20 protein-coding genes and 1 pseudogene are annotated in these 26,028 nt (G+C 60.5%); 15 read left to right on the top strand and 6 right to left on the bottom strand.

The features are described 5' to 3' along the window. The first annotated feature begins 4 nt into the window (after window positions 1–4). Genes LB533_RS18355 through LB533_RS18365 form a run of 3 tightly spaced genes read left to right on the top strand, consistent with a single transcriptional unit; the run spans window position 5 to window position 2,972 of the window. A complete protein-coding gene (locus tag LB533_RS18355) occupies window positions 5–1,516 on the top strand; it encodes an aldehyde dehydrogenase (protein WP_140643083.1) in 1,512 nt (503 codons plus the stop codon). A 42-nt stretch (window positions 1,517–1,558) separates the two neighbouring features. Continuing rightward, window positions 1,559–2,641: an LLM class flavin-dependent oxidoreductase gene (locus LB533_RS18360; protein WP_140643014.1), complete on the top strand. Its 1,083-nt coding sequence runs from the start codon at window positions 1,559–1,561 to the stop codon at window positions 2,639–2,641. Window positions 2,642–2,657: 16 nt separating this feature from the next. Beyond that, window positions 2,658–2,972, top strand: a complete 315-nt coding sequence (locus tag LB533_RS18365) for an NIPSNAP family protein (protein WP_140498490.1) — start codon at window positions 2,658–2,660, stop codon at window positions 2,970–2,972. On the opposite strand, the gene LB533_RS18370 is transcribed toward LB533_RS18365, so the two are convergent. After that, on the bottom strand, window positions 2,958–3,620 hold the full coding sequence (locus LB533_RS18370; protein WP_140643012.1) for a cysteine hydrolase family protein: 663 nt from the start codon (window positions 3,618–3,620) through the stop codon (window positions 2,958–2,960). The genes LB533_RS18365 and LB533_RS18370 overlap by 15 nt on opposite strands. Before the next feature lie 41 nt (window positions 3,621–3,661). On the opposite strand from LB533_RS18370, the gene LB533_RS18375 reads away from it, so the two are divergent. Genes LB533_RS18375 through proX form a run of 3 tightly spaced genes read left to right on the top strand, consistent with a single transcriptional unit; the run spans window position 3,662 to window position 7,085 of the window. Further along, entirely contained in the window at window positions 3,662–5,035 is a 1,374-nt protein-coding gene (locus LB533_RS18375; protein WP_224557125.1) for a glycine betaine/L-proline ABC transporter ATP-binding protein, read from the top strand. 2 nt (window positions 5,036–5,037) lie between these two features. Continuing rightward, window positions 5,038–5,976 (top strand): ABC transporter permease, encoded by a 939-nt coding sequence (locus LB533_RS18380; RefSeq protein WP_140643009.1) that lies wholly within the window; start codon window positions 5,038–5,040, stop codon window positions 5,974–5,976. A gap of 56 nt (window positions 5,977–6,032) precedes the next feature. Beyond that, entirely contained in the window at window positions 6,033–7,085 is a 1,053-nt protein-coding gene (proX, locus tag LB533_RS18385) for a glycine betaine/L-proline ABC transporter substrate-binding protein ProX (RefSeq protein WP_140643007.1), read from the top strand. Between the two features lie 284 nt (window positions 7,086–7,369). On the opposite strand, the gene LB533_RS18390 is transcribed toward proX, so the two are convergent. Continuing rightward, on the bottom strand, window positions 7,370–9,085 hold the full coding sequence (locus LB533_RS18390; protein ID WP_140643005.1) for an alkaline phosphatase D family protein: 1,716 nt from the start codon (window positions 9,083–9,085) through the stop codon (window positions 7,370–7,372). Next, complete coding sequence (locus LB533_RS18395; protein WP_140643003.1) at window positions 9,082–13,215, bottom strand: GMC family oxidoreductase N-terminal domain-containing protein; 4,134 nt, start codon at window positions 13,213–13,215, stop codon at window positions 9,082–9,084. Before LB533_RS18395 ends, LB533_RS18390 begins: the two co-directional genes overlap by 4 nt. Before the next feature lie 383 nt (window positions 13,216–13,598). Here LB533_RS18395 and LB533_RS18400 point away from each other — a divergent pair, with 383 nt between their 5' ends. Together LB533_RS18400 and LB533_RS18405 are read left to right on the top strand one after the other, a co-directional pair. After that, the gene (locus LB533_RS18400) at window positions 13,599–17,384 is read left to right on the top strand and encodes an ATP-binding protein (RefSeq protein WP_181169506.1); all 3,786 of its coding nucleotides are present in this window, start codon (window positions 13,599–13,601) and stop codon (window positions 17,382–17,384) included. 47 nt (window positions 17,385–17,431) lie between these two features. After that, window positions 17,432–18,118 (top strand): Crp/Fnr family transcriptional regulator, encoded by a 687-nt coding sequence (locus tag LB533_RS18405; RefSeq protein ID WP_140642999.1) that lies wholly within the window; start codon window positions 17,432–17,434, stop codon window positions 18,116–18,118. Here LB533_RS18405 and LB533_RS18410 read toward each other — a convergent pair. Beyond that, window positions 18,101–18,292, bottom strand: coding sequence for a hypothetical protein (locus LB533_RS18410; protein WP_140642998.1), 192 nt, complete (start codon window positions 18,290–18,292; stop codon window positions 18,101–18,103). The genes LB533_RS18405 and LB533_RS18410 overlap by 18 nt on opposite strands. Before the next feature lie 88 nt (window positions 18,293–18,380). Further along, on the bottom strand, window positions 18,381–18,653 hold the full coding sequence (locus LB533_RS18415; RefSeq protein WP_140642996.1) for a hypothetical protein: 273 nt from the start codon (window positions 18,651–18,653) through the stop codon (window positions 18,381–18,383). Window positions 18,654–18,964: 311 nt separating this feature from the next. Between LB533_RS18415 and LB533_RS18420 the strand changes: the two genes are divergently transcribed. Beyond that, window positions 18,965–19,132 (top strand): helix-turn-helix domain-containing protein, encoded by a 168-nt coding sequence (locus tag LB533_RS18420; RefSeq protein WP_224677885.1) that lies wholly within the window; start codon window positions 18,965–18,967, stop codon window positions 19,130–19,132. Here LB533_RS18420 and LB533_RS18425 read toward each other — a convergent pair whose 3' ends face one another. Continuing rightward, window positions 19,133–19,870, bottom strand: coding sequence for a Crp/Fnr family transcriptional regulator (locus LB533_RS18425; RefSeq protein ID WP_140642994.1), 738 nt, complete (start codon window positions 19,868–19,870; stop codon window positions 19,133–19,135). 223 nt (window positions 19,871–20,093) lie between these two features. Here LB533_RS18425 and LB533_RS18430 point away from each other — a divergent pair, with 223 nt between their 5' ends. From LB533_RS18430 to LB533_RS18455, 6 genes and pseudogenes are all read left to right on the top strand, one after another. Beyond that, on the top strand, window positions 20,094–21,446 hold the full coding sequence (locus LB533_RS18430) for a substrate-binding protein (protein WP_140642992.1): 1,353 nt from the start codon (window positions 20,094–20,096) through the stop codon (window positions 21,444–21,446). 185 nt (window positions 21,447–21,631) lie between these two features. Next, window positions 21,632–22,507 (top strand): branched-chain amino acid ABC transporter permease, encoded by an 876-nt coding sequence (locus tag LB533_RS18435; RefSeq protein WP_140498479.1) that lies wholly within the window; start codon window positions 21,632–21,634, stop codon window positions 22,505–22,507. Between the two features lie 12 nt (window positions 22,508–22,519). Further along, entirely contained in the window at window positions 22,520–24,355 is a 1,836-nt protein-coding gene (locus LB533_RS18440; RefSeq protein WP_140642990.1) for an ABC transporter permease subunit, read from the top strand. Next, window positions 24,352–25,050 carry an ABC transporter ATP-binding protein gene (locus LB533_RS18445; protein WP_140642988.1) on the top strand — a complete coding sequence of 233 codons (699 nt, stop codon included), beginning with the start codon at window positions 24,352–24,354 and terminating at the stop codon, window positions 25,048–25,050. Before LB533_RS18440 ends, LB533_RS18445 begins: the two co-directional genes overlap by 4 nt. A 1-nt stretch (window position 25,051) precedes the next feature. Further along, window positions 25,052–25,191 (top strand): annotated as a pseudogene (locus tag LB533_RS18450) (oxidoreductase); the annotation flags it as partial. A 305-nt stretch (window positions 25,192–25,496) separates the two neighbouring features. Then, on the top strand, window positions 25,497–25,949 hold the full coding sequence (locus LB533_RS18455) for a VOC family protein (RefSeq protein WP_140642986.1): 453 nt from the start codon (window positions 25,497–25,499) through the stop codon (window positions 25,947–25,949). The last annotated feature ends 79 nt before the right edge of the window (window positions 25,950–26,028 follow it).

Below are 26,028 nucleotides of genomic sequence, written 5' to 3' on the forward strand. Positions count from 1 at the left end.
GATGATGGGCCTGACGCTGAAGGTGATCGAAGGATCGCGCCAGGATCTTTTCATTGCCGGGGAGCGCGTCGCGCCGCGGTCCGGCCGCTACATGCCGAGCTACGATCCGACGAACGCGGCCCCTTGGTATGAGGTTGCCGACGCCGGGGCGGATGATGTCGACGCCGCCGTGCAGGCAGCCAAAAGAGCGTTTCACGACCCGGCGTGGCGCAGGCTGACGCAGACGGATCGCGGCAAGCTGCTGCGCCGGTTGGCCGATCTCATCGCGGAACATGCCGATGAACTCGCCGCCATCGAGACGCGTGACAACGGCAAGCTTCTGAAAGAGATGCGTGTGCAACTGCGCGCGGCGCCGGACAGCTATCTCTATTTCGCCGGAATGGCTGACAAGCTGCATGGCGAGACCATACCGGTCAATAAGCTCGATATGCTGAACTTCACGCTGCGCGAGCCGATCGGCGTGGTGGGCATGATCTCGCCGTGGAATTCACCGCTGATGCTGCTGACCGGCACGCTCGCACCCTGCCTGGCAATTGGCAATACGGTTGTGGTCAAGCCATCAGAGCATACTTCCGCGTCCACCCTTGCCCTCGCCGAACTGATTGCAAAAGCGGGCTTCCCGGCTGGCGTTTTCAATGTCGTTACCGGCAAGGGCGCGACGGCGGGCGAAGCGCTGACCTTGCATCCCGATGTCGCCAAGATCGCCTTCACGGGCAGTACGGCAACCGGCCGCCGCATCGCCGCCAACGCTGCCAGCCGACTTGTTTCGTGCCAGGTGGAACTGGGCGGCAAGTCGCCTCATGTCGTATTCGCCGATACCGACATCGAGCGCGCGGTGAACGGCGTGGTTGCCGGCGTGTTCGCCGCTGCCGGGCAGACCTGTATCGCAGGCTCGCGCTGTTTCGTCGAAAAATCCATCTATGCCGCATTCGTCGAAAAGCTGGCGGATCGTACCAGGCGCGTGCGTATCGGCCATCCGACCGATGAGGACACGGAAATCGGTCCGCTGGCGCTGGCTGCCCAACTCGACAAGGTCGAGCAGTATGTGGACTACGGCGTCGCCGATGGCGCGCGGCTGGTTGCCGGAGGCCACCGGCCGCGGCGGGACGACCTCTCCGGCGGCTGGTATTACGAGCCCACGGTTCTGGCGGATGCGCGCAACGACATGCGCTTCATGCGCGACGAAATTTTCGGCCCGGTCGTGGGCGTCGTGCCGTTCGACAATGAAAGCGAACTGATTGGGCTTGCCAACGACACCCATTATGGGCTGGCGGCGGGTGTCTGGACCCGCGACATCGACCGGGCGCTGCGCTTTGCGCGCAACGTCGATGCCGGCACGGTCTGGGTCAATACGTATCGCTCGGCTGCTTACATGTCGCCCTCCGGCGGGTTCAAGGAGAGCGGTTACGGCAAGCGCGGGGGTTTCGAGGTCATGCGCGAGTTCTCCCGCCTGAAGAATGTCGTCATCGACTACTCCGGCGCCACACAGGACCCGTTCGTAATCCGTTTGCGCTGATGCCTCATCCGACGATTCCCTAATATTCGAAAGGTCATTGCCATGAAATTTTCCGTTTCCCTGAACATGGAGAGGTTCAGTCCGGACAAGGATATGCGCCAGGTGGCGGCTGAGACGCTGGAACTGGTCCGTATGGCCGATGCCGGCGGCTTCGAGACCGCCTGGTCGCCCGAGCATCACACGATTGAATTCACGATCGCGCCCGGCCCGTTCCAGTTGCTGGTCTGGTGGGGAGCTCATACCGAACAGATCCGGCTTGGCACCGCCACCATCGTCGCGCCGTACTGGACCCCGATCCGTCTCGCGGGAGAGGCCGCACTTTGCGATCACCTGACGGGAGGGCGGCTGGAATTCGGCATCGCCCGCGGCGCCTATCAGTATGAATTTGACCGTATGGCGGGAGGCATCCCGCAACAGGAAGGCGGCGCCTACATGCAGGAACTGCTGCCGGCAGTCCAGAAATTATGGGCAGGCGACTACGCCCACGAGGGTAAGTATTACCACTTCCCGCTGGCAACCTCGGTGCCGAAGCCCTTGCAGCAACCCAACCCGCCCATCTGGGTGGCGGCGCGTGACCCCGGCACATTCGATTGGGCGGTGCGCAATGGCCACAACATCCTCTCCACGCCGTTGTCGCGGCCGGTCGCGGAAGTCGGCATTCTCGGCGACAAGTTCAAGAAGGCGGTCCAGGATCATCCGGAAGTGCCGAGGCCGCGGTTCATGATGCTGCGCCGCACTTGCGTGTATGAACGTCCCGAGGACTGGGAACTGCCGGTCCGCTACAGCTATCAATATGGGCGCAGCTTCGAGAACCTGTTCCAGAACATCGGCCCGGTGAAGAACGGCTTTCCTGAAGCGGTTTCTTACGACACCGTTGGCAACAGCGGCGACTACGATCCGCGGTCGATCCGCGACAATCTCCTTTTCGGCACTCCGGACGAGGTGGTCGAAAAGCTGATGGTCTATGAAGCGGCGGGCGTAGACCAGTTCTGCCTCGGCCTCGCCTTCGACCTGCCGTTTGAAGTGCAGAAGAAATCGCTGGCGCTGTTCATCAAGGAAGTGATGCCCGTATTTGCGATGCGCGAGAAGGAAGCGGGCAGGGAAAAGTCGCGGGTGATCGCCTGATGGGAGCTGTCGCGCCATGATTGTCGAGGAACGCATCTACAAGATAAGGGCCGGCCGTCTCGCCAGATACATGCAGCTTATCAGCGAGGAAGGCCTTGCCATCCAGCAGCCGATCTTGGGCAACCTGATCGGCTATTTCCGCACCGAGATCGGACCTCTCAACCATGTCGTGCATCTATGGGGCTATAGCGATCTGAACGACCGCGCCGAGCGGCGTCAGCGGCTGGCCGAAGATCCCGCGTGGCGGGCGTTTACCGTCAAGCTCACCGAGAATATCGAAACGATGGAAAACCGAATCCTGATCCCGACCGATTTTTCACCGCTGCGATAGGTTCAAGACCTGGCTTCCCGCTTGCCCCACCGCGAAAGAATCCAGAACCCGGTCCGTGGTCATGACCCAGCCGTAGTTGCGTGCGAAAGCCTCGAGCATGGCCTGCCGGCTGGGCGGATGGTTGGAAGAAACAGCATCCTCCACCACAATCGTGGGATAACCGAAATGCACGGCGTGACGGCAGCTATCTTCGACGCACATCTCGGCTACCGTGCCGACGAATACCAGACCATCCACCGCAAGCAGCTTGAGCGTCTTGGCAAGATCCGTGGCATGAAAGGCGCTGAAATAGATCTTATCCAGCACGATGTCGCCATTCTGTGGCGCAAGCTCGTCGATCACCTCCGCAGCATCCCGCATGCCCTCGACATCGCCGTAGGAGCGCATGAAGCCCGGCACGCACGCATGGGTCGGCGCATCGGTCAGCTTGATCCAGGTCAGCTTGCCGGCGAGGGCCTGATACAGGGGGGCGGCAACATATCGCGTGAATACCACCGGCTTGCCGTTGCCGCGAAACGCCGTAATGAGTCTGCCGATCGAAGGTATGGTTTCGCGCGCGGATGCAACCTCCATCGGCGCATGCCTGCGCACGAAATCGTTCTGCATGTCCACGACGATGAGAGCAGGGTTTTTAAGCGAAGCCAGCACGCCGTTTCTCCATACAGGCGTCCCGGATTATACCTATCCGGGTGGCGGAGAGCCTATATCATCGAACCCGCGAGCCGTATGCTTTCCTTCGTAGTATTGGGCTACGCGGGTATCCTGCCGAACGGGGGAAGACGGCGGCTGCAGTTCTATCTTCATTAATCGGGATCGTGGCTCTGGAATGTGCTGACTATCGTCCGCCAGGCCAGGAGTGGAGAACAGGTGTGACGGATCGCATAACGGTCGAGGGCGTGTACAAGATTTTCGGCAGATCGCCGGAACCGGCTTTGGCCATGCTGAAGTCTGGCGAGACAAAGGAAGCGGTGCTCCAGAAGACCGGGCAGGTCGTCGGCTTGAGCGACGTGTCGCTGTCCGTTCCCGTCGGTTCGATTTACATGATCATGGGCTTGTCCGGCTCCGGTAAGTCGACGCTTGCGCGATGCATCAATCGCCTCATCGAGCCGAATGCAGGGCGCATCCTTATCGATGGCGAGGAGATCACCGGCGCCAGCGAAGCGCGGCTGCGCGAAATCCGCCGGACGCGTATCTCCATGGTGTTCCAGCACTTCGGCCTGTTGCCCAACAGAACGGTGTTGGAGAATGCCGAGTTCGGCCTGAAACTGCGCGGTGTGCCAGCCGCCGCGCGCAGGAAGAAGGTGATGGAGGTACTGGAGGTCGTCGGGCTGGCTTCGTGGGCAAATCATCTTCCCGGTACGTTGAGCGGCGGCATGCGTCAGCGCGTCGGATTGGCCCGCGCACTCGCCACGGATGCCGACGTTCTGATCATGGACGAGGCTTTCAGTGCGCTGGATCCACTCATCCGCAGCGAAATGCAGGACGAACTGCTGCGCCTGCACAGGACTTTCCACAAGACCATCCTGTTCATCACGCACGATTTCCAGGAGGCGCTGAAGCTCGGAAGCCGGGTCGCCATCATGGCGGATGGAATGGTGATGCGCGAAGGCGTTCCGCAGGACATCGTGACCAAGCCCGGCAATGACTACGTCGCCGCCTTCACCCGCGACGTCAACCGGGCCCATCTGTTCGATGCCAGTTCCGTGATGGTGGAAAGCAGCCCGCTCCGGCTAGACGCACGTGCGTCCGGCGGCCGCGATGCCGAGGGCGAACCTGTGTTCATCGTCGACGATTCGATGCAGGTCGTGGGTGTCGTCGGACCGCGCCAGTTGCCACGCCTCGCCGATGGTTCGGCGATCCAATCATTGATGAGCAAGGACTATGAGACGGTATGCGGCACGGAAAAGCTGTCCGTGGTGGCCAGCCTGTGTCATCGAGACCGGCCGATAGCCGTTGTTGATGAGGGCGGCCGATATCTGGGGCGTGTCGATCCACTCCAGATCTTGTCCCGCATTGGCGCTCCGGCGGCGGCTTCCTCGCAATCCCCGGGAGCGGAGGCCTGATCATGCTGGATCTCGATAATCTCTATGTCATCCCGCTGGACCAGTGGATCCAGGTCGGCGTCCGCTGGCTGGCAATGCATTTCCGGCCGCTGTTCCAGACAATCAAGTGGCCCGTCGAGACCCTTCTGACCGCGATCGACCATGGACTCCATGCCATTCCGTTTCCGATCCTGATCGGGATCTTTGCCCTCATCGCATGGCGCTCCGCATCGCGTGGCGTGGCCATATTCACGCTGCTTTCGCTGACCCTGATTGCCTTCATGGGCCTGTGGGCGGAAGCGATCACCACCCTGTCGCTCATCGCCACGGCAATCGTGGTGTGCGTCATCCTTGGCATTCCAATCGGGATCCTGTGCGCCCGCCACGACCGCGCCTGGACCATTGTGCGGCCGGTGCTCGACGTCATGCAGACGACGCCCAGCTTCGTCTACCTGGTCCCGGTGGTCATGCTGTTCGGCGTCGGAACGGTGCCTGGGGCAGTCGCGGTCATCGTGGCGGCGATATCGCCGCTGATCCGCTTCACCAATCTCGGGATTCGTCTTGTCGACAAGGAGATGGTCGAGGCGGGGCGGGCTTTCGGTGCCACCGATCGCCAACTTCTCTGGGAAGTCCAACTTCCATTGGCCTTGCCAACCATTCTGGGCGGCCTCAACCAGACGGTGCTGATGGCCATGGTCATGTCGGTGATCGTATCCATGATCGGGGCCGAAGGGCTCGGACTTGTGGTCCTGCAGGGGCTGGGACGTCTCGATGTCGGCATGGCTGCCGTCGGCGGCATCGCCATCGTCCTGCTAGCCATGATCCTCGATCGCATCACGCAGGGCCTGGCCAACCAGGACAAGGCCGGACCGACCCGGGGCATCCGCGCCGCCCTGGCTCAGCTGCTGCGTCCCGGAAATGAGGAAGCGGGGAGTTTCGAAACGAACCACCAGCAGGTGTGAACACCGTCTCGATCAGGCGGAACGACGCAACAAATATCACAACAAGGGGATAATACATGTCGGCGAATTATCGATACCGCAAAGGGTTGAGACTGGCCTGCGCCACGGCTGTTGCAGCAACCATGATGGGTGGGCTGAGTTTTGCGCAGGATAAGCCTGGCGAAGGCAAGACCATTCGTTTCACGTCGTCCGACAGCCTGGGCGCCAACTATATTCAGGACCAGGTCCTGATAGCGGGCCTCGAGAAACTCGGTTACGACGTAAAGTTGTCGACCATGAACATGTCGGCGATCCTGCAGGCCATTTCGCAGGACGACCTCGACATGACCGGCGACATCAACTGGCCGCAGGCCGAGCCCGCCATCGCACAGATCTCGGATACGGTCGAACTGATCAATGAAGGCACGATCGCGGGCGGCGGCATCAACGGCTACATGATCGACAAGAAGACGGCCGAAGCCAACAACATCACCAATGTTTCGCAACTGAAGGACCCGAAGATCGCGGCCTTGTTCGACACCGACGGTGACGGAAAAGCCAATCTGGTGAATTGCGATCCCGCTTGGAAGTGCGGTGACGTCGTCGATTTCCAGGTCAAGGAGTTCGGTTTGAGCGATACGGTGCGCTCCATCCGCGCCAAATACGAGCCGCTGATCGGCGAGGTCTTTGCACGGGCCGACCGAGGAGAGCCGATCCTTCTTTACACCTGGAGCCCATCCTGGATCGTCTATCGGCTGAAGCCCGGCAAGGACGTGGTGTGGCTGCCGATCCCGTATGACGCTCTTCCCGAGGGCGTATCGAAACCGAAGACGCACGAGGTCAAGGATGTGGTTGGCTGTGCGGGGGGCCAGAACCCATGCCGCATGGCGGTTGGCCCATGGAACTGGCGCACGCTCGCCAACAAGAAGTTCCTGGCTGACAATCCGGCGGCCAAGAAATTCATCGAACAGGCGAAATGGTCGCTGGACATCTGGAGCCAGTGGGAAGGCGATCTGGGGGCCGGCAACAAGACCGACGCCGAGATCAAGAAGATCGCCAACGACTGGATTGCCGCAAATCAGTCGGAGTTCGATGGCTGGGTAAAGAATGCGGCTGCCGCCGGAAAATAATCCGGGCAGACCTCTATCGCGGCTTGTTATCACAGTGGTGGCGGACCCTGTCCGCCACCACTGTCGATTGAGGAGACCGATTGCCGGCCAGGCGTTTTCGCTTCATGGCGACGTTCCTTGTGCAGAGCGGCTACACCAGGCTCATGCAAAGGGCAGGCGATCGTTTGGACATGCGGCCACAGAGACGATTATCTCGGGATAAATAGCGCCGCCGCGCCTGGTCGAGCGCGGGCCGCTTGGCATAGCGAGAAAAGCTGAGTGAAGCTTTATTTCTCGCGCAGCTATTACTCTAGGTCGCGCGTGAAGGTTCCATTCCCCTTGAGCCCCCTGCTGTCGTGGAACCTGACAACTAGACGCCAATGCGAACGGCGGCGGCATGTCGTTACAAGCGCGAAACCGTCGCCAGGGGCGAAACTTGTCTGCACGTCGCAACAATACGGCCCGTTCGTAGGATCGGGATCGGGATCGCGAAAGTAAAAAGTCTCATTGGCCTGGAAATTGTCGGCAGTTCCGTTCGCAAACGGATAAGGCGCGTACAGCGCCGAACTGTGGATACAATGCAGGATGCTCTGCTTGCCGGTTTTGCTGTTTGTTACACGGGCGGTGACCAGGCTGCTCACGTGCTCGTCACCCGACAGGAATACCAGTCGCTTTATTTCCTTGTCGCACGCGAACCTGAGCAGCGCGTGCATGGAGAGCGGGTACCCATCCCACGCGTCCGAACGCAGGGCACAGGTGGGGTCCTCGGCCACCTCCCGCCGCCGCGGCAGCACTGCCGAGGATGTGAGAACAAATTTGGGCACTTCGGCGTGTTCAGGCTTGGTAAGCCATTCACGAAGTTTCGCGAATTGGGTTGGACCCATAATCCGCGCTTTGCACCAGTTCGAAACCGTCCGTCCTTCACGTTCGGTGCGCGTGTCGCAAAGGAAGAATGGCATCCCTTTGTGGGTAAAATCATCTCGCCAGATGTGTGCCGGCAGGCGTTTTTCCAGCACCCCGGCCTTGACACGTTCATACCTGAAGTAAGCCAGCTTCCCAGGCTTTATGACGGGATCGTTCTTGCGCATCGCCGGGTCGGGGTCTTTTGCCCAATTGTCGCGCAACTCGTGGTCATCGAGCATCATTTCAACCGCCATGTCCAAGCGCTGCATCACCGCCTTCACGCCGCGGCTCTGGCCTCGGCGTTCGTAGGGTATTCGGAATCGGTCATCGGTCGCCTTGGGGTCGAAAAGCCCTGCCGTAGCGTCGACATATACTTGGTCGCCGGCCAGCAGCAGCAACGTGGGAGCGCCGGGTTTGCCCAGTAGATCGCCGAGCGCGAGCAGAGACGCATCCGCGGGCCCTCGTGTTGCATGCTGACCGTCGGGCATGTGGTCGAGGAAATCACTGGGGTATTGGCAACTTGCGAGAGCGAATGAAAGGTTCGATACCGTCCCGATAGCGCTCTTGTGGCGGTAGCTTCTGTGTGATCTTCCAGGCCTGCCGAGGATCAGGCCACCTCGCAAATCATCCAATGTGTCAGTCTCGAGCGCATACCGAATAGCCTCGGCGGCCCTCTTCACCGCGTACTCGGCATGCAAACCTTTGTCGGGGATTTCAGATGCTGATTCCGCCGCGTCGGGCAGTTTCGGTAACCGAGCCAAGCCGCCAATACCCTGCGCCTGAACGTACAGCAGCAAGACGAGTACCTGCTGCGCTTCAGGCCACTTGTGGAGCGGAACTTCAAATACATAGGGAGATGCGGGTTGCTCGATATAGTACGGGAGGAGACTGTCATGGAGGCTGCCGTCTCTCTGTCCTTTCTCGTCGCCAGGGCTCGTAGCCGGCGGATCGATCATGTGCAGGCGGTCGCCCTTTGCGTAAACGGGAACAATAAGGGCTGCATGAGGCAAGCCCCGCCCTCCGCTATCGGCCGCTTGCACCAGGATCTTGCCCGCTTCGATCCCTACGCGCACGCCGAAGACGGGCGCCCTGGCTTCGAAGGGGAGAGAACGCGTCATGGCTTGTCCTCCAGGGGGCCCGGCATATCCGGCATTCCAAGGTATTTCGCTATAACACCGCAGATCGACGGGGCGTCTTTGCCAATCAGGCAATCCTGATGACCGTGGCCGGCAATGCACCAGGTCAGGTAGGACGGTTGGCCGAGCCCCAGGAACTGGCGGCTTTTGTCGATAAGATGCCTGATTTCTTCGTCCGATTGCACCGCCTCGACCGCATGCAGAGATGAGTTCAAGTGCGGCACGCCGGCCCCTTTGAGCATATTTCGCATCAGTGTCAGCGTTGAGGGGGCGACCAAACCGTTTTCGGCTCCATGGATCGACATCATCGGGAACTTCAGTCGATCCCTCACCCGGTCCGGCAGCACATAGCGATTTATGCCGGCGCGGTCGGTCACGGTGTTGAAGCCAGCAAAATGTATGACCTGCGAGACTGTCTCGACGCTGAGCGGGCCGAAGAAATCGTCGATGTGGTCGAGTACGAGGTCAGAGAGATTGTTGAGCGAGAAGGTGCGTGCATAGAGCGCGTCCATCCGATGTCTTGTGCCGACCCAAGGCGTCGCCTTGCCTGGAGGCCAGAGGGGATTCTCGCGCCGATATTCATCGGACGGCAGCCTCATTGCCGAGAGCGCTCTGTCGAGCAATTGACCGGCGAGCGAGATATCGCCATGCGGACTAAACACATAGTCATCAAGCTGAAGAAAATAACGCACATATCGCATGACATATGCGGCGAGCACATTTGCCGAACTCAACAGCATTACCGGGCCGACTTGTGAAAATACCACGCGCCCGATCTTATTGTGCAAAGTCCTTCGATCGTGCCCGCCAAGCACTGCCATGCTGAACATTGCCGCGCCCATACAATGGCAGACGACATCGAGCCTTTCCTGCCCTGTCGCAGCCAGCACGTGTTGGATGGCGATCGGAATGTCATTCTCCGCCATCTCCTCAAAAGCCCAACTGCCCGTGGCGGTAGTCAGGCCTGAACTCGATCGCATATCGAGCACCCAGACATCGCGCCCAGCATCACACAGCGATTGAGCGAGGTTGCCGGGTACGGCAGCATGAGCAAATGTGGTGCCGCTCGCACTGTAGCCATGAACAAGCAAGACGGGGCGTTTCGGGACGCCGTTCTCGACCGCCTTTGCGGACCTGCCGTCATAGCGGGCCAGGCGAATGCGGATCGGGGGGCTTGGCTGGCCGTCCAAAGTCAACCAGTCGATCTGCGGCGCCGGTAAGCCCGGCACTGCCCCGGGCAGCCGTTGCGGTTCACGCGTCGATGGCGGGTCGGGGCGGCGAAAACTCAGTGCATGTATCTGAAGCACGACGCGAAAGCCGTAGAGAATGAAAGAGGCCAGATCTGCCAGCGCTGCGACACGGTCTTGCTGATCTACTATTCGCAGCAATGGCACTCCCTGTCGCGCCAGGTATCGCTTATTCAGTTCCAGCGAGGACAGCTTTTTGCGAACGATGGCCTTGCGCATCTGCGGGAATGCCTCGACCGACATTTCCATCAACTGCGTCCAAGGGCTGGCGCCACGTGCATATGTGAGCCGCTTCACCCCTCTAATTTTCTTCTGTGCGAACAAAGAACTGTCGAACCTCACGCCCGTGCCGAGATCTTCCGGCTCGACAACCTTGTCGATGTGCAAATCGTATTCGATCAGGCGCACCCCGCCCGCACGCGAGCACAGGTGCAGAATATCGAGCAGTCTGAGATGGGACGGCTCTCCGCTAGGTGGCGTGAGACGCAACCATTCCTGGCCCTGGCGGACCAAGCGGTAAGCAAAGTCGCGCACCCCGCGGTTGAGCGCCCACGCAAGGACAGCGCGCAGCATTCGAGGCACGGGACGCGATTCTTCCAGATCGAACAGGTGGAGCGATCCCGAGATCTCCGCCTCGAGCGCAACATCGCTTTCATAGGCCTGATCTGCAATGGGGTCGAACTCCTTTCCTGCACGCAGAACGCGCAGCCGACCGTGGGCAATCGGCAAACAGCGTCCACGGGGCGTTTGCAGCGCGAAGAGATCGGCAAGCGCCACCGGCTTGGTGGTCAGGGTCAGTTCGACGGTATGCGGTTTCACACCTCTGCCGCGCACCGCCAGAGGGATCTTGCCGCGCACCTGTTCGGTCAGTTCGATGCTGGTAGGCGTAGGTGCAGCATTCGTCCGCGGCGTGGAATAAATCGGCCGCGTTTCGCCACGAGAGTTCCCAGACAAGGGTGCATTGGTCAAACGGCCGCCACTGAGTTGCCATTCCCCCTTGAGCTCGGTGATCGCTCGCAATGCCAGAACGGCTATGGTCAAGGCGGGATTGATGCCGAGAGACGTCGGCACAACCGAGCCATCGAGCACGATCAACCCTGCGTGAGTGCGTCTGAGGCCGATCGCGGCGGCATCGAACACGCGGCCGCAATGATCGGTCACGCCTTGTCGAACGTCGTCACCCATGGCGCAGCCCCCGAGCGGATGCACTGTCAGCAGCGGCCCGCGTTGGCGACCGAACACGGCTTCGAGCCTGTCGGACAAAGGTCTCCACAGCAGGTTGTTCACCAGCCGTCCCCCCAATCCCGACTCTCGAAGCAAGCTGTCAAGGCGCGCATGATGGTTCTCCAGCCGGGGGTCAAGTCGCAACTCCGGCCAGCGCACTGTGAGCATCCCGTCGGCGCGCATTTCGTCAGCATCGTCTTGCATCTCATCGACGCTGTTTTGCCTCGAGGCCTCTAGTGCCAGTGCTCCCTCCGCGTCGTCGCGGCCGATCATAGCCAGCACCAGGGAGTTGGTGATGGCGGCAGGATTGACGGCTGCGTCGTCTGCCCGTGAAGGATTCGGCTCATGCTTGGCCCAGTCGCCATCGGCAACGCGATTGAGCACATCGAATGTGGTGGCGCTTTCCTCAAACAGGCGGCGCAGCGGTCCCGGTACGGCAAGATCCTGGATCACCAGGTCAGTAGCCGCGTTGCCGTCGCGCAGATCGATCATTGCGGTTATTGTCGGGCCGACCGCGCGACCGCAATTCTCGCTTTTGATGTTTGGAGCCGGATCCTCGGTTTCGTCAGCAACGCCATTCACCCTTGCCGCCAAATCGTGAGCAACCACGAGCATGTCACCATTGGCGGAGAACTTACCTCCCAGCTGATCGGAGAACTTTATCCCGCGAATTTGCGAGCGCATCAAAATTTCCGTCGAGCCGAATGTGCCTGCTGCAAGGATCACGCGCCTCGCCAGCAGCGCGAACGGATTCCGCTGGTTATCGCGTAGATGGCCATCGGTGTGATTGACGTCCAACTGCCATCCTTCGCCCGCGCGCAAAACGCGCAAGACGGTGGCGCCAGTGACGATTCGTACTCCGCTTTGTCGAGCCAGCCGCAACAAGTTCAGGTCGAGGGATTCTTTGGCATTGTAGTTGCAACCAGTGGCGCAGTCGCCGCAACGGCGACATTCGCTCATCGCGACCCCGGCGTGGTTGGTGTGGCAATCGGAAGCGACGGTTATGTGAGCGGGTCGTGCTTTGCCACCAGCCAAATTTCTAATTGCTTCGGACTTGGCCAAGAAAGGCTTGGTGGTGGTACGTATCGGCTTGGCTCCCAACCAATCGCGCAGCCGTTCAGCCGTCTCTGCGAGCTTCGTATCTCTACGGATTTTGGTGGGCCAGCGTGCTTCCCGGAAAATCTCCGGCAGCGGCATCTCCATCACGCCGGCGTTGATTAATGAGCCTCCGCCCAAGCCACACGCGACGAGAGCTACCGCGTCGTCGCTGCAGCGCAAGTCGTAAAGACCATCGAACACGCCGCGTTGGCGTTTCGCAAAGGGGGTGGCAAAGCGGACGTGGCCGCCCAGATCGGCCAATCGCGAAGGGAACATTCCAGCCAGGTACTCCTTGCCGCGTTCGAGCACGCAGATTTTTAAAGATTGGCCTTGCACGTCCTTGCAGCTACTCAGTTCGGCGGCAGCCACCGAGCCACCATAGCCGCTGCCAACGATGACAATATCAAAGTCATATCCGCCGTTGACGGTTGTCCTTGGCGTATCAGCGATCTGCGGAAAATCGTGGACCAACGCCTCAAGTCCGCGCGAGAGCCAAGTCGTCGCGCGTGGCGGCTCCGGCGCTGCCTTGATGTGTACAGGCAATGCGTCCTCCCTAATTTAGGTATCAATAATATACGAAATTTGGTGTAACGTCAGGAAGTCACGCAATCTATCGGGGCGATCTTCATTCCCTCTAAGAAGTGCGCGGTCGGCGGTGCCTTTCTCTGCCCTGAAATTATGGGCACGGCTGCGGGAAGGAACCCATGAAGGGTACTTGCGAGCTACTTGAGAGTTTTCTGCCGCTGGAATTACTCGGTAGAATTCACGCACTTCGAGCGGATGGCCCAGTAGCCGTCGAATTCCCGGCCGCAGTGGTGTTTGTCGATGTGTCGAGATACACGGCCTTGGTCGAGCAACTAGCACGACGAGGGCAAGAAGGACTTGAAAGAATCCCGAGCCTGCTTAGTCACTCCTACGCACGATGCGTGGAGCAAGTATACAATCGTGGAGGCGAGATTTTGTACCTCGCCGGCGACGAACTGCTGGCCTACTGGTCGGCGGATGTCCGCGGACTTGAAAGCGCGGTGCGAGCGGCGACAGCCTGTGCCAAGGCAATCTGCGGCGGCCGGAACGAGCGTTTGGAGAACGGAACAGCTGAAATCGCACCCGCGCTGCATGTTGGAGTAGGGGCGGGGGCCCTCTGGGCGGCGGCTTTGGGCGGTCAGCCGGTCTGGACTCTCTTTGCAGGTGGAGATGCCATCATGCAGGCCGCTCAGTCCCAAGCGGCTGCGCGCCGATGGGAATATGTACTTTCCGACAAAGCCAACTTGGCCCTTGCGCAGCCGTCTCAATCGCGGCGCAGTCGGCCTACGCTGGATTCTCCGCCTCCGGGCTGGCTGGCAAGGTTCCTGCCTTTGCAGCTCAGGGACCTGCTGTCCGAAGCCGACTTGCGCTCAGTTGCTGCCGACAGCGCCATTGCCATCCGTTCCGAAGAAGATCGTCCAACGACCGCCCGCTTAGACGCCCTGGCGGAGATTAGGCCGATCACCGCCCTTTTCGCGCGAATTGCCGGACTTGACCACCGCCAACCTCAGGCGCTTGCGCGCTATCAACTGCTATGCGCGACCCTCCAGGAGGATCTGCGTTCGCGCGGTGGACCGGCCGGCGAGTTGCTCTTTGACGACAAAGGTCTGATTTTCTTTGCGACGTTCGGGGCGCGGGGCAGTTTCCACCGCGACGACCCTTGCCGTGCCGTCGATGCTGCTCGCGCGATCCGTCTGACGGCCCAACGCTTGGGCCTCTCCGCGTCGATGGGAGTGGCTACCGGCGATGCGCTTTTTAGTGTTGTCGGAAGCGCACGTCGGCGCCAGCTGATGGTGATCGGCGCGCCCGTGAATCGGGCGGCGCGGCTTATGACAGCGGCATCGGCAAACGTTCTCTGCGATGCGCCGACAGAGCGAGCCAGCCGGGCGGCGTTTTGGTTCGAAGAACACGGCACGTTGCAACTGGACGGACTTGGGGACATGGCAACGGTGTTTTGTCCCATGGATCCGCGCGCCCCGGTCCAACCTCTTAATCCGCTGATTGGTCGGCGGAGCGAGCTGGAGTTCCTGAAACGTACGTTCGAGGAGACCCGCCGTGGAGGCAGGCGTTTGCTCGTTGTCTTGGGTGAGTCGGGCATTGGAAAGACCGCTTTGATCAGAGCTTTCACGGACGAACTGCGCTCAACCGCAATCGAGGTTCTGACAGCGCGCGCCGAACGTGACGATCGCCGGACATCGCTCCTGCCATGGCGGCGGGTGCTTGTGTCCCTTCTCGGCCTACCGTCCGACAGCGATGGATTTGCGGTGCTTGATGTCGTCACGCAACGGGTTCAGGGCAATCTGTCGCTCGTTGCGCGACTGCCCTTGCTAGGTGATGTTTTGAGCATCGAAATTCCCCAAAACGACGGGACGCGACATCTGGAGGGACCTCATCGCGCTGATGCCACCATGCGCCTTTTGGGTGATCTCATGGATAACTTGGCACCGCGCCCGCTGGCATTGGTCCTGGAGGACAGTCAGTGGCTGGATTCGGCATCGTGGCGCCTCGTCGAGTGGGTTCTCTCATCTCTGTCCTCGTTGCTTCTGGTCCTGTGCGTACGCTCGGACGAAGTTCCGGAGGAGTTAAAAAACCTACGAAGGCGAGCCGAGGCCTCACGAAGGAATACATCCGGAACGGAACCTGACGATCCCGCCCGCCTGTGTCGTATCCTGGATCTTGAGGAACTCAGCGAAGCGTCGATTTGCGAACTGGTCGCCCGCACGCTCGGGGATGTGCCCCCACATGGCGAACTGGCGCGCCGGGTCTCGGCCTTGGCCGGTGGCAATCCGTTTTTCGCCGAGGAGATAGCGCTGACATTAAAGAGCCAGGGGCTCATCGCCATACGCGATGGTTTGTGGTGTCCGATCCGCCCGCTCGAGAGCCTTCGATATTTCGAAGGTGTCGATCGGGTCATTCGGGAGCGCGTTGATCGATTGGAGACCCCAGTCCAGCACGTTCTCAGGGCTGCGGCGGTGATCGGGCGTTCCTTTACCGGCGAGGCCCTGGCGACGTTGCTCGAGGGCGAACTGGGTCACGACGGTGTGGGTGCAGCTGTCGAGTCGCTCGTGGCGGCGCATCTCGTGCGTCAGGGCACCGGATCAGGGAACTACGAGTTCCGTCATGATCAAATCCGAGACGTCGTTTATGGTTCAATTCCCAGTGAAGTGCGACAGCGACTTCATGCAGCTCTGGCCGCCTGGATCGAGTCGAGCCAGTCGGCCGCCATGGGCGCGGATGTCGCGGCCCTCGTTCAGCATTTTGAGGCCGCCGGAAACAATTTCAAGGCAGTTGAATATGCCAATTTGGCAGCAATCAAGGCGCTGCAGGTCGGTGCATTTCGAGAGGTCGAGGCGTTTCTGGAAATCTGCTTAAGATACGAGTCGAAGCAGCCTTGGAGTGCTGAGCAAAGACTTCAGTCGGTGCGTTGGCGCAGGCAGCTCGGCGAGGCTCATTACAGTCGCGGCGACCTCCATGCTCAGGGCATTTCGGTGAGGCGCGCCCTCACCTTGGCGGGCACGCCGGTTCCACGCTCCTCGGCAGCCCTTTTGATGCGGCTGCTTGGGGGTGGAATGCGGCTCGCGTTCCAACAGGTGTTCCCTCCCTCGCTATGGTCAACTCAGGGTGGTGTACTGGACTCATGGGAGCGAGAACTAGCGCGCTGTCTTAACCAGGCGGCGGTCGTGGACTATTTCGAGCTTCGCTTTTCGCGAGCGTTTTCCCACACCGTCGCGGCTGTCGCCCATGCGGAGCGCACGGGGCTCACCATGGAGATGGTGGTCGCGTCCGCCCAACTGGCATGCGGGCTGGGAATTCTGGGGCGCCGGCGCGCTTGCAACTACTTCATGGCAAGGGCAGAACGGGTGGTGACTGCGCTCGCCGATCCAGCGGTCCATGCCCACCTGTGTAATCTCGATGCTCTCTGGCGCATCGGGCGCTGCGACTGGCTGATGGTAGATCGTCGTCTGGATCAGTCCCAAGAGCTATGTCTAAAGGCGGGCGATCAACTAAGTTGGTGCAACGCCCAGGCCATGCGCTTCTGGTCAATGTACTACCGGGGTGAATCGGGTGCGCTGGAGTACACCGCCCAAGCGCTGCTCTCCCGCGCACAGAACAGCGGAAACCTCCAGCAAGAGATTTGGGCGCTCCGATGCAAGTCGTTGTGTGTGCTCCACACGGATAGCCCCCGTGAAGCGGTGGACATCCTTCGGCTGACCACGTCCGCTATGGCCGGGTCCGCCGATCTCGCCGACTTGGTCTCCGCCAAAGGGTCGCTTGCGCTCGCGCTTGCACGGGTCGGGCTCCATGCTGAGAGCCTTCGGGCTGTGGTCGAGACGCTACGCCTGCTGCGCGAGATGCGTCGGCCGACTGTGCACAGCACACTGCCCGGCATTGCTGGCGTGTGCGAAGTGCTTCTGCGCGGCAGGGAGGCAGGCCTCTCGCGCGAGTACGACCAGTGGCACCACTGGGAGCGCCAAGCGCTGCATGAGCTCAAGCGCTACCGCCGCGCGTTTCCTGTCGGCACCGCCCAGTATGGGCTGTGGGTCGGCGTGGCCCATTGGTTGGACGGGCGCGGTGACCGCGCCGTCTCTACTTGGCGGCAAGCACTCGCGGCTGCGCGGCGCCTCTCGTTACGCAGGGATCAGTCGATCATTGCGGCCGAGCTGAGGCGCCGGCAAGACAAGATCTAAGATACTCTCTTGCGTTGGAGTTATCCGATCGGCAACTTGGGGGCGACATGGCTTTTGGCGGCGCGAACGAAAGAAATGATCTGCCGCGCCTTGCACGGATCGATCCGCGCTTGTTCGATCTTCTTTTCGGCGGCTGCAAGGCTGAACGCCACGCGGCGGGCCAGATTCTCTTCGTCCAGGAAGATCCATCCGATCGTATTTACGGGGTGATGAGCGGGACGGTGGAGATCTCGATGTATTCGCCGGGAGGCCGGAAGCTGGTGGCCAATATCGAGCTTTCGCACAGCTTGGTCGGAGAGATCGGCGCGCTCGACGGGCGCCCTCGCACTGCAACCGCCACTTGCCTGACCGTTTGCGATCTGGCCTCGCTCGGCCGGGCGCAGCTCTTCGATCGCATCGAAAAAACCCCACATCTGGCACGCGCCATGATTGAGCTTTTGTGCGCACGGCTGCGTTGGGTCAGCGGCGAACTTGGCGATCAGGCTTTCTTCGGCATTGAGGCCAGGCTGGCAAAGCGACTGGCCTTTTTGGCCGGCGCTATGGCGGATGACTCAGGTTGGATACCGATCTCTCAGTCCGAACTGGGCGAGTTCCTGGGCGCCACGCGCGAGTCCGTCAACAAGACGCTTAACGATTGGCGCAACCGTTCGATCATCGCAATCAAGCGTGGTGGCCTGCGCATAACGAATGCCGGTGCGCTTCGTCACATCGCCGAGTCACAGGACGATGACTGATCGTTTCGCAATGGGCGTGCGCGCATCAGAGCCGCGAATTAGGTTGCGCAACGAAGACCGGATCGGCATGAAGAGATAGTCCTCTACCTGCATCGCGACGAACTGGGGCTTCCGTTCAGCATCCTGACGCCGGCCCAGGCGGATTTGACCTGCCACGGCTGTCGCGCGATCCATGGTCGGGCCTTTTCTTGATAGTCCGTCGGTCAGTCGGTACCCGCTCAAGGAGGCAGAGCGGTGGCGCTAGCCACCGCTCTTATCTGGGTCAATTCCGGCAGTCCGGGCTGACGGGATCGTACTGGTGTGGGCTGACCCCCATGCACTTGGAGTTCGAAGCGCCACCAGGCAACCCGATCGATCCGGTCGGGAAGCCATACACCGCTTCTTCTGAAGGCAATGAATGTTGACCCTTCAAGTCACCCGGGGCCTCGAAGTCACCATTGTCGGCTCGCAGACTGTGGACGAAGGTCGAGTCGATCGCGAACGAAGGCACCGTGAGGATGAAGAACGCAGACGCAGCTGTAATGATCTTATACATGTTGATCTCCCTTTGGTTGATGGCATCACAACAAGTCGTGATGAGAACGAAATTGGCTTAGTTTCAAAAAACCAACTTCCTCTTCGGATTTGATCTTCTCTATTTTCTTTACGATCTATCCGAAAGAGAGACTAAATTGCCTGCTCTGTCATCTCTTGTACGCCGCGGGTGGAATTTGTATGTGAAGGAATTCACAAAGGGTGCCAATATGATCGATGGGACGCCTTTCAGGCATACCCTTCCCGCGAGATGGGTGACATTTCATTCCGGATAGTTGGGTTACACTTTCGGCCCTTTGCAAGGAGAGCAAGGTGCCTTGGAAGGAGTGTAACGTCGTGGAAGAGCGGCCGAAGTTCATCGCCCGGCTGCTGGACGGCGAGAGAATGGTGGTGCTGTGCCGGAATTCGATATCGCTCAAGACGGGCTATAAGATCCTCACGCGCTACAATGATGGCGGCCTGGAAGGGCTAGCTCCGTGATCAATCCCGCTGCTTCTGCACCGGGATCGGAATGAGGGACATCGGCTGGTACTGAGCCAGTCTTCGAAGGCCCGCAAGATCAGTCAAATCGATGAAGCGCGCGTTGCTGGTGATAAGCTGTTCGGCGCGCAATTGCTGAATGACGCGATTGAGATGGGGCACGCTCAACCCGAGCGCGTCTGCCATGATTTCCTGTGAAAACGGCAAATCGAAACTTGCTTCGTCGGCGCGTTCGACCTCCAGGAGACGTGCGTGAATCTCCAGCAAAAGGTGCGCCAGCCTTTCAATCGGAGTGCGCCGACCCAGATTGACAATGTGTTCCGCATAAGTCGCTGCCTCTTGGGCGGCGAGCCAACTTAACACCAGACCGAATTGGGGCTGCTCGTAGCAGAGACGAATGTAAGCGTCGAACGAACAGACGGCGTAGGTCAGTTCGCTCACGGCAACGACCGCACAGGTGGATCGATCGAAAAAGCTGACCGGGAAGCCAATGACATCACCGGGCAGGATGAGCTTCAGGATTTGCCGCCTGCCGCTGCGCAGCAACCTGTAGCGGATCGCGTAGCCGTCTTTAACAAAGCACAGGTTTCGGAACTCGGAGCCGTGAACGACGAGCTCCTCCCGTTTCCGAATGGTAAGATCGCGCTCGAAGATTGCCTCAAGACGTTTGATGTCTAGCGCATCCAGCTTCATTGCACGTGTCAGTCGGGTCACAATCGGGTGGCCGGTCAGCGGCATGCCATGCTCCAAATGTTCATGACCTTCAACGAAACTTTCCTATGCTTATTAATCCAGATCAATGAACAGAATCATCAAACGAAAGTTGTATTGACTGGCAGGCCTACGCCACTGCGAATGCCCATGCAAATAGGCCATTTTCAGCGTTTTTGCTGGAAAAAACCGGTTTCCGGGAACAACAATGAGAGCCGTCCGACGGCTCCACGCTTAGGAGGAACAGCTGATGCCGCTCGACGATCAAAATACTTCCAATATATCCCGCCGTACCATGCTGCACGCGGGCGCAGGTCTTCTCGGTAGTGCCGTTCTGCCGTTATCCAGCTTTGCGGCTTTTGCGGCCGACGACAAGCCCGCGATAGGCACCTGGCCGGCCGGGTCGGCGGGCGACACCGTCCACATCGGAGCGGCGGTACCCCTTACCGGCGCCTATGCGGTGCAGGGTGCTGACGAACTTAAGGGCTGGCAGCTCGCGGTCGACCACATCAACAACGGCCATGAGTTGATGAAGGCGTTGGCACCGAAGGTCGACAAGGGGCTGCTCGGCAAGAAGGTCGAGCTGTTGTCCGCCGACAGCGCGGCCAAGCCGAACCAGGCCGTCGAGCTTGAGCAGAATTTCATCCACCAAAACAACATCATCCTGATGACCGGCTCGACTTCATCGGCGGTCGCGGTTGCGCTCAACAAATTCGCGCAGCGCGAGAAGATCCTCTACGTCGCGGGGATCTCCGGCTCAAACGACACAACCGGCAAGGACTGCGTCCGCTACGGCTTCCGCCAGAACTTCTACGGCCAGACCGCAGCCAACGCGATTGGCCCGATCCTTGTGAAGACCTACGGCAAGGGAAAGAAGGCCGCATTCATGACGCCGGACTACACTTACGGCCACACCGTCACCAAGTCTGTGAACGACTACCTGACCTCTCAGGGCGGATGGGAGATGGTGACGGACCAGGTCTCGCCGTTGGGCACCCAGGATTTCAGCCAGTATCTGACCAACATCGCCAATTCGGGCGCCGAATTCATTGTCAACGTCAACTGGGGCCGCGACGCGGTGCTGTCGATGCAGCAGGCCAAGCAGTTCGGCCTGACTCCGAGCATGAAGATGGTCATCCCCTACCAGATCCCCTTCCTTGCCAAGGAAGTAGGCCCCGAACTGACAGCCGGGGTTTTTGCCGCTACCGATTTCTGGTGGACCCTGCAAGACAAGTATCCGCTCGCCAAGCAGTTCGTGGACGCGTTCCAGCAAAAGTTCGGCTATCGGCCGGAATGGGGCGCCGAAAACGCCTATGTCAGCTTCGCTCATTGGGCGCGCATGGTGTCGCAGGCCGGTAGCTTCTATCCGCCGGACGTCATCAAGCAATACGAGAAGGGTGAGACCATCCCTTCACTCGTCGGCGACGTTCACTATCGGCCGGAAGACCATCAGTGCGTGCGACCGGTCGTACTCGTCCAGGGTAAGGACCCCAAGGACATGAAGAGCGACGACGACTACTGGAACGTGGTCGAGGTGGTCGATGGCGCGCCGCTGATGCAGAAGCCCGACGAGTTCGGCTGCAACCTGGGCAGCTACACCTGATACCCGACAGCGCCTTCTCCGCCCGACTCGGGTGGAGAAGGCGCTCGCACCGGGACTGGCTCTGGCTGAACGCAGACGGTTTGTCTCCCGGCGGTCGGTGTGATGTCGGTTGTTCGCGACTTGTCTGCCAAACCCTTGCTGGCGCGAGGCCAGGGCATATTTTCCATGATTAAGGTGGGCGCAGAGTGATCAACTGGGCAAATTTCATTTCGCAGTGCTTCAATGGGCTCGTGCTCGGCGCGCTTCTGGCGCTGATCTCCTCCGGGCTGACCATCATCTACGGCACGCTCGGCGTCCTGAACCTTGCTCATGGCGCGATGTTCATGCTCGGAGGCTATGCCGGCTGGCTCGCCTACACCTATACAGGTTCATTCCTCGCCGCGGTGGCGGCCGGATCGCTGTTCGTGATGATCGTCGGGGTGTTGATCGAGCGGCTGATCATTCGCCATTTCTACACGCGGCCGCTCGAGGATCAGCTCCTCGTCACGTTCGGGCTTGGCATCGTTTTCGTCGAGACGGTCCGTTTTTTCTTCGGCAGCCTCTCGCGCACGGTGCCGCCGCCCGCCTCGCTGGTCGGCATCACCCATCTGGGCTTCATGGTCTATCCCACCTACCGATTGGCGCTGCTCGGCATCGTCGCCCTGGCGCTGCTGATGCTCTATGTCGTGCTCTATCGCACCCGCATCGGGATGATCGTGCGAGCAGGCATCGAGGATTCGGTAATGGTCGATTCGCTTGGAATCGACGTCTACAAGATCTTCATGCTCGTCTTCGGCATCGGAGCCATGGCGGCCGGCTTTGCCGGCATTGTCAACGCACCCGTGGTGTCGATCGCGCCCGATGTCGGGGAAGCCATACTGGTCCAGACCTTCGTGGTCGTGGTGATTGGCGGCGTCGGTTCCTTTCCGGGCGCCATCCTCGGCGGGCTCATCGCCGGCGAAATCATCAGCATCACCTCGATGTTCAATCCCGGTTATTCCTATGTCATGCTGTTTGTGGCGATGACGCTGGTGCTGGTGCTTCGCCCGCACGGGCTGCTCGGCACGGCAGGGCGCGAGTAGACGCGGGCGGCCATGAACATCAAACATCCCTTCCTTGTCGAGCTTCTGACAGCGCTGGCGCTCGTCCTGGCGCCCTTCGTGCTGCCCCATCTCGGCTTCTCGCCCAGCACGATCAATCGCATTCTCATTTGGGGGCTGTTCGGGATCGGCTTCGACATCCTGTTCGGCTATACTGGATTGCTGTCCTTCGGCCAGTCGGCCTTCTACGGTACCGGCGGGATGTTCGCCGCCTATCTCCTGACTGAAACCGGTTTCTCCTATGTCATGGCTGCCATTGTCATGGGTGCCGTCGTGTCGGGTGTCGTCGGCTATGTGATCGGATTGATCGCCCTGCGACGCACCGGCATCTATTTCGCCATGATCACGGTGGCGATCGCCGAAGTCTTCTTCTTTGTCGAGTTCAATCCGCTCTCGGCATTCACGGGCGGCGAGAACGGCTTGCCCGGCGTGCCAACCCCGGTTGTCAACCTCGGCTTCACGGCGCTCGAATTCAATACCGACTGGACGATGTATACCTTCCTGGCGTTCTGGTATTTCGTCGGTATTGTCGTCGCACTTCGCATCGTACGCTCGCCCGTTGGCGCGATCCTTTCGGCGATCCGCGACAATCCGCTCCGCGCCGCGGCGCTCGGCCACGACGTACACGGCTACAAGCTCACGGCCTTCGTGGTTGCGGCGATCTATGCCGGCTTTGCCGGCGGCTTGTTGGGCGTCATGCAGGGCTTCATGCCGCCGGACGCTTTCATGTTCGACACGTCCGGCCAGGTCGTGATGCAGACGGCGATCGGTGGTGCCGGCACACTGTTCGGGCCGCTGGTGGGCGCGACGGTGTGGCTCTATCTGAGCGACTTTTTCCAGAACACATTGCATCTCGGCGCCACATGGAAGTTGGTGCTCGGTGTCGTTTTCGTGCTGCTGGTCTGCTTCCTGCGGCGCGGCATCGTCGGTGCGATCGTCGATCTCTATGGGTTGACCCGCGGCCGCAAGCGCATCGAACCGGCCAATACCGCGGTTGAGAGTGCGCCGCCCGTCGTGACCGTCGTCGAGCCGCTGGCGGCGCGCCGGCGTGGCACTGCGCCGGCATCCGGACCGATCCTGCAGGTGCAGGGCTTAACCAAGCGCTATGGCGGTATCACGGCCAACAGCGACATCGACTTCAGCGTCGGTCACGGGGAGATACGGGGCATCATCGGTCCCAACGGCGCGGGCAAGACCACGTTCTTCAAGATGCTCACCTGCGAGATCGCGCCGACCTCCGGCCGCATCATACTGGCCGGCCGCGACATTACGGGCATGGGTGTGTCCGAGGTGTGCCAGCTCGGGCTCACCAAGAGCTACCAGATCAACCAACTGTTCGACCGCCTGACGGTGCGGCGGAACCTGATGATTGCCGCGCTGGGCGAGGCGCGTGGAAAGTTCCGGCTTGACCTGTTCAAGAGTATCCACAGCGTTCCCGGTCTCAATGAGCAGGTCGAGCGAACGGCGGCGCTGGTGAACCTTACGGCGCGGCTCGATCGGCCTGTCTCGGAACTGGCTTATGGTGAGAAGCGGCGGCTGGAAATCGGTCTTGCGCTGGCGACGTCGCCGAGCCTGCTCCTGCTTGACGAACCGCTTGCCGGCATGAGCCCGCGCGAGCGCGTTGAGACCGTGGCGCTGCTCAAGTCAATCGCGCGTGGACGCACGATGATCATCATCGACCACGACATGGATTCGCTCTTCGAGCTGGTCGACAAAGTGACCGTCCTGCAGGAGGGCAGGGTGCTGGTCGAAGGCATGCCCGGTGCGATCAAGACCAACGCAAAGGTGCAGGAAGCCTACCTCGGCGGGGTACATGGAGAGGTGGCATGAGCCTGCTCGAAGTCAGAGCGTTGAACAGCTATTATGGCGACAGTCACATTCTGTTCGACGTTGCATTGAGGGTCGAGAAAAACGAGGTCGTGGCGCTGCTCGGGCGCAACGGCGCGGGCAAGTCGACGACGCTGAAGAGCCTGATGGGCGTGGTGATGCCCCGTGCCGGCTCGGTTGAGCTCGACGGGGTTGAGCTGGTGGGCAGGAAGGCGCACAGCATCGCTCGGGAAGGCATGCAGCTCGTGCACGAGAATCGGCGCATCTTCGGCAGCCTGAGCGTCGAGGAAAACATCATTCTGGCCGGGTTGACCGCCGTCGACCGCTGGCCGCTGGAACGCATCTACACGATGTTCCCACGGCTGAAGGAACGGCGCACCAGCCGTGGTACGGATCTCTCGGGTGGCGAACAGCAGATGTTGGCCATAGCCCGTGCATTGGTGCGCAACCCGAAGATCCTTCTGCTTGATGAACCCTTCGAAGGACTTGCTCCAGTCATTGTGCACGATCTGGTGCGCGCCTGCCGCGAACTGGCCGAGGCGGGTCAGACAATCGTGCTGGTGGAACAGAACATCGCCGCGACGCTGGCACTCGCGAGCCGCGTTTATATCATCAACAACGGCCATATCGCCCATGAGGGCCCGGCCGCCGAGCTCAAGACACAGCCGGGGCTGCTGCAGCATCACCTCGGCGTCTAGAGGCGAGCAGTCGCGGACGGCGTTCGACTTTCGACGCCTTCGGCCATCCCGCTCTATCGCGGCAATCCGTGGTTCATGCCGGCGATTATCCGGGGCTATCGCCTGCAGGGCCGTATCGCCTTCTGGCGCGCCAGTCGCTGATCGCCGGAAATATCAGGGCAGTCTCCAGGTTGGAGTCGGCCTGGATTATTGCCGACCTGCTGTGTTGGAAAAGAGAGGCACCGTTCGATTTTCGAGGAATTTCAAGTCGAGCCGGCGCCGGCTTCGGCGGCAATCGAGCAGATGATCGCGTGGAACCCGGAACGGATCGTGTCGACGCACGGTTGATGGTCTCCGGCGGTGCGGTGGCCGAACTGAGGCGGACCTTCCGCCGGGTCTTGTAAAGAGCGCTTTGCCGGCTTGTGCACCGCAAGCGAGCGCTCTGATATTGGCGCGAGGAGATCGAGATGACTGAACGACCGGAGAGATATCGAAACGCGATTGTCCCTCACATCTATGTCGACGGGGCGTCGGATGGGATCGCGTTCTACGAGAGGGCATTCGGAGCGATGGAACTGTTCCGAATTGCCCACCCAGACGGCAAAATCATGCACGCCGAGATTTTGATCTGCGGAGCCGTGATCATGATCGGGGATCCGGACGAGAGACTTTACGGCGAGCCGCGGACACTTGGTCGCTGCACAGCAGGCCTTCACATCTTCACTGATGATAATGCGACCCTGCTGCGACGCGCGGTCAAGGCTGGCGCGGAAGAGATTCAGCCACCCACGGATATGTTCTATGGCGCCAGTTCCGCCTCCGTGCGCGATCCCTTCGGCCACGTCTGGGTGCTCCTGTCGTGGAAGGAGGACCTCGATCCGGCAGAGATGGAACGACGCGGGAATGCGCTCCTGGCCTAAAGAAGGAGACGCCGGCGACATGGCCAAATGCGGCTTGTTCGCTGTGCGGCTCGTAATGAGCGAGGTAGCCGAGCTTCGC

This window comes from Mesorhizobium sp. BR1-1-13, from assembly GCF_020165515.1.
In the GTDB taxonomy this organism is placed as follows: Bacteria; Pseudomonadota; Alphaproteobacteria; order Rhizobiales; family Rhizobiaceae; genus Mesorhizobium.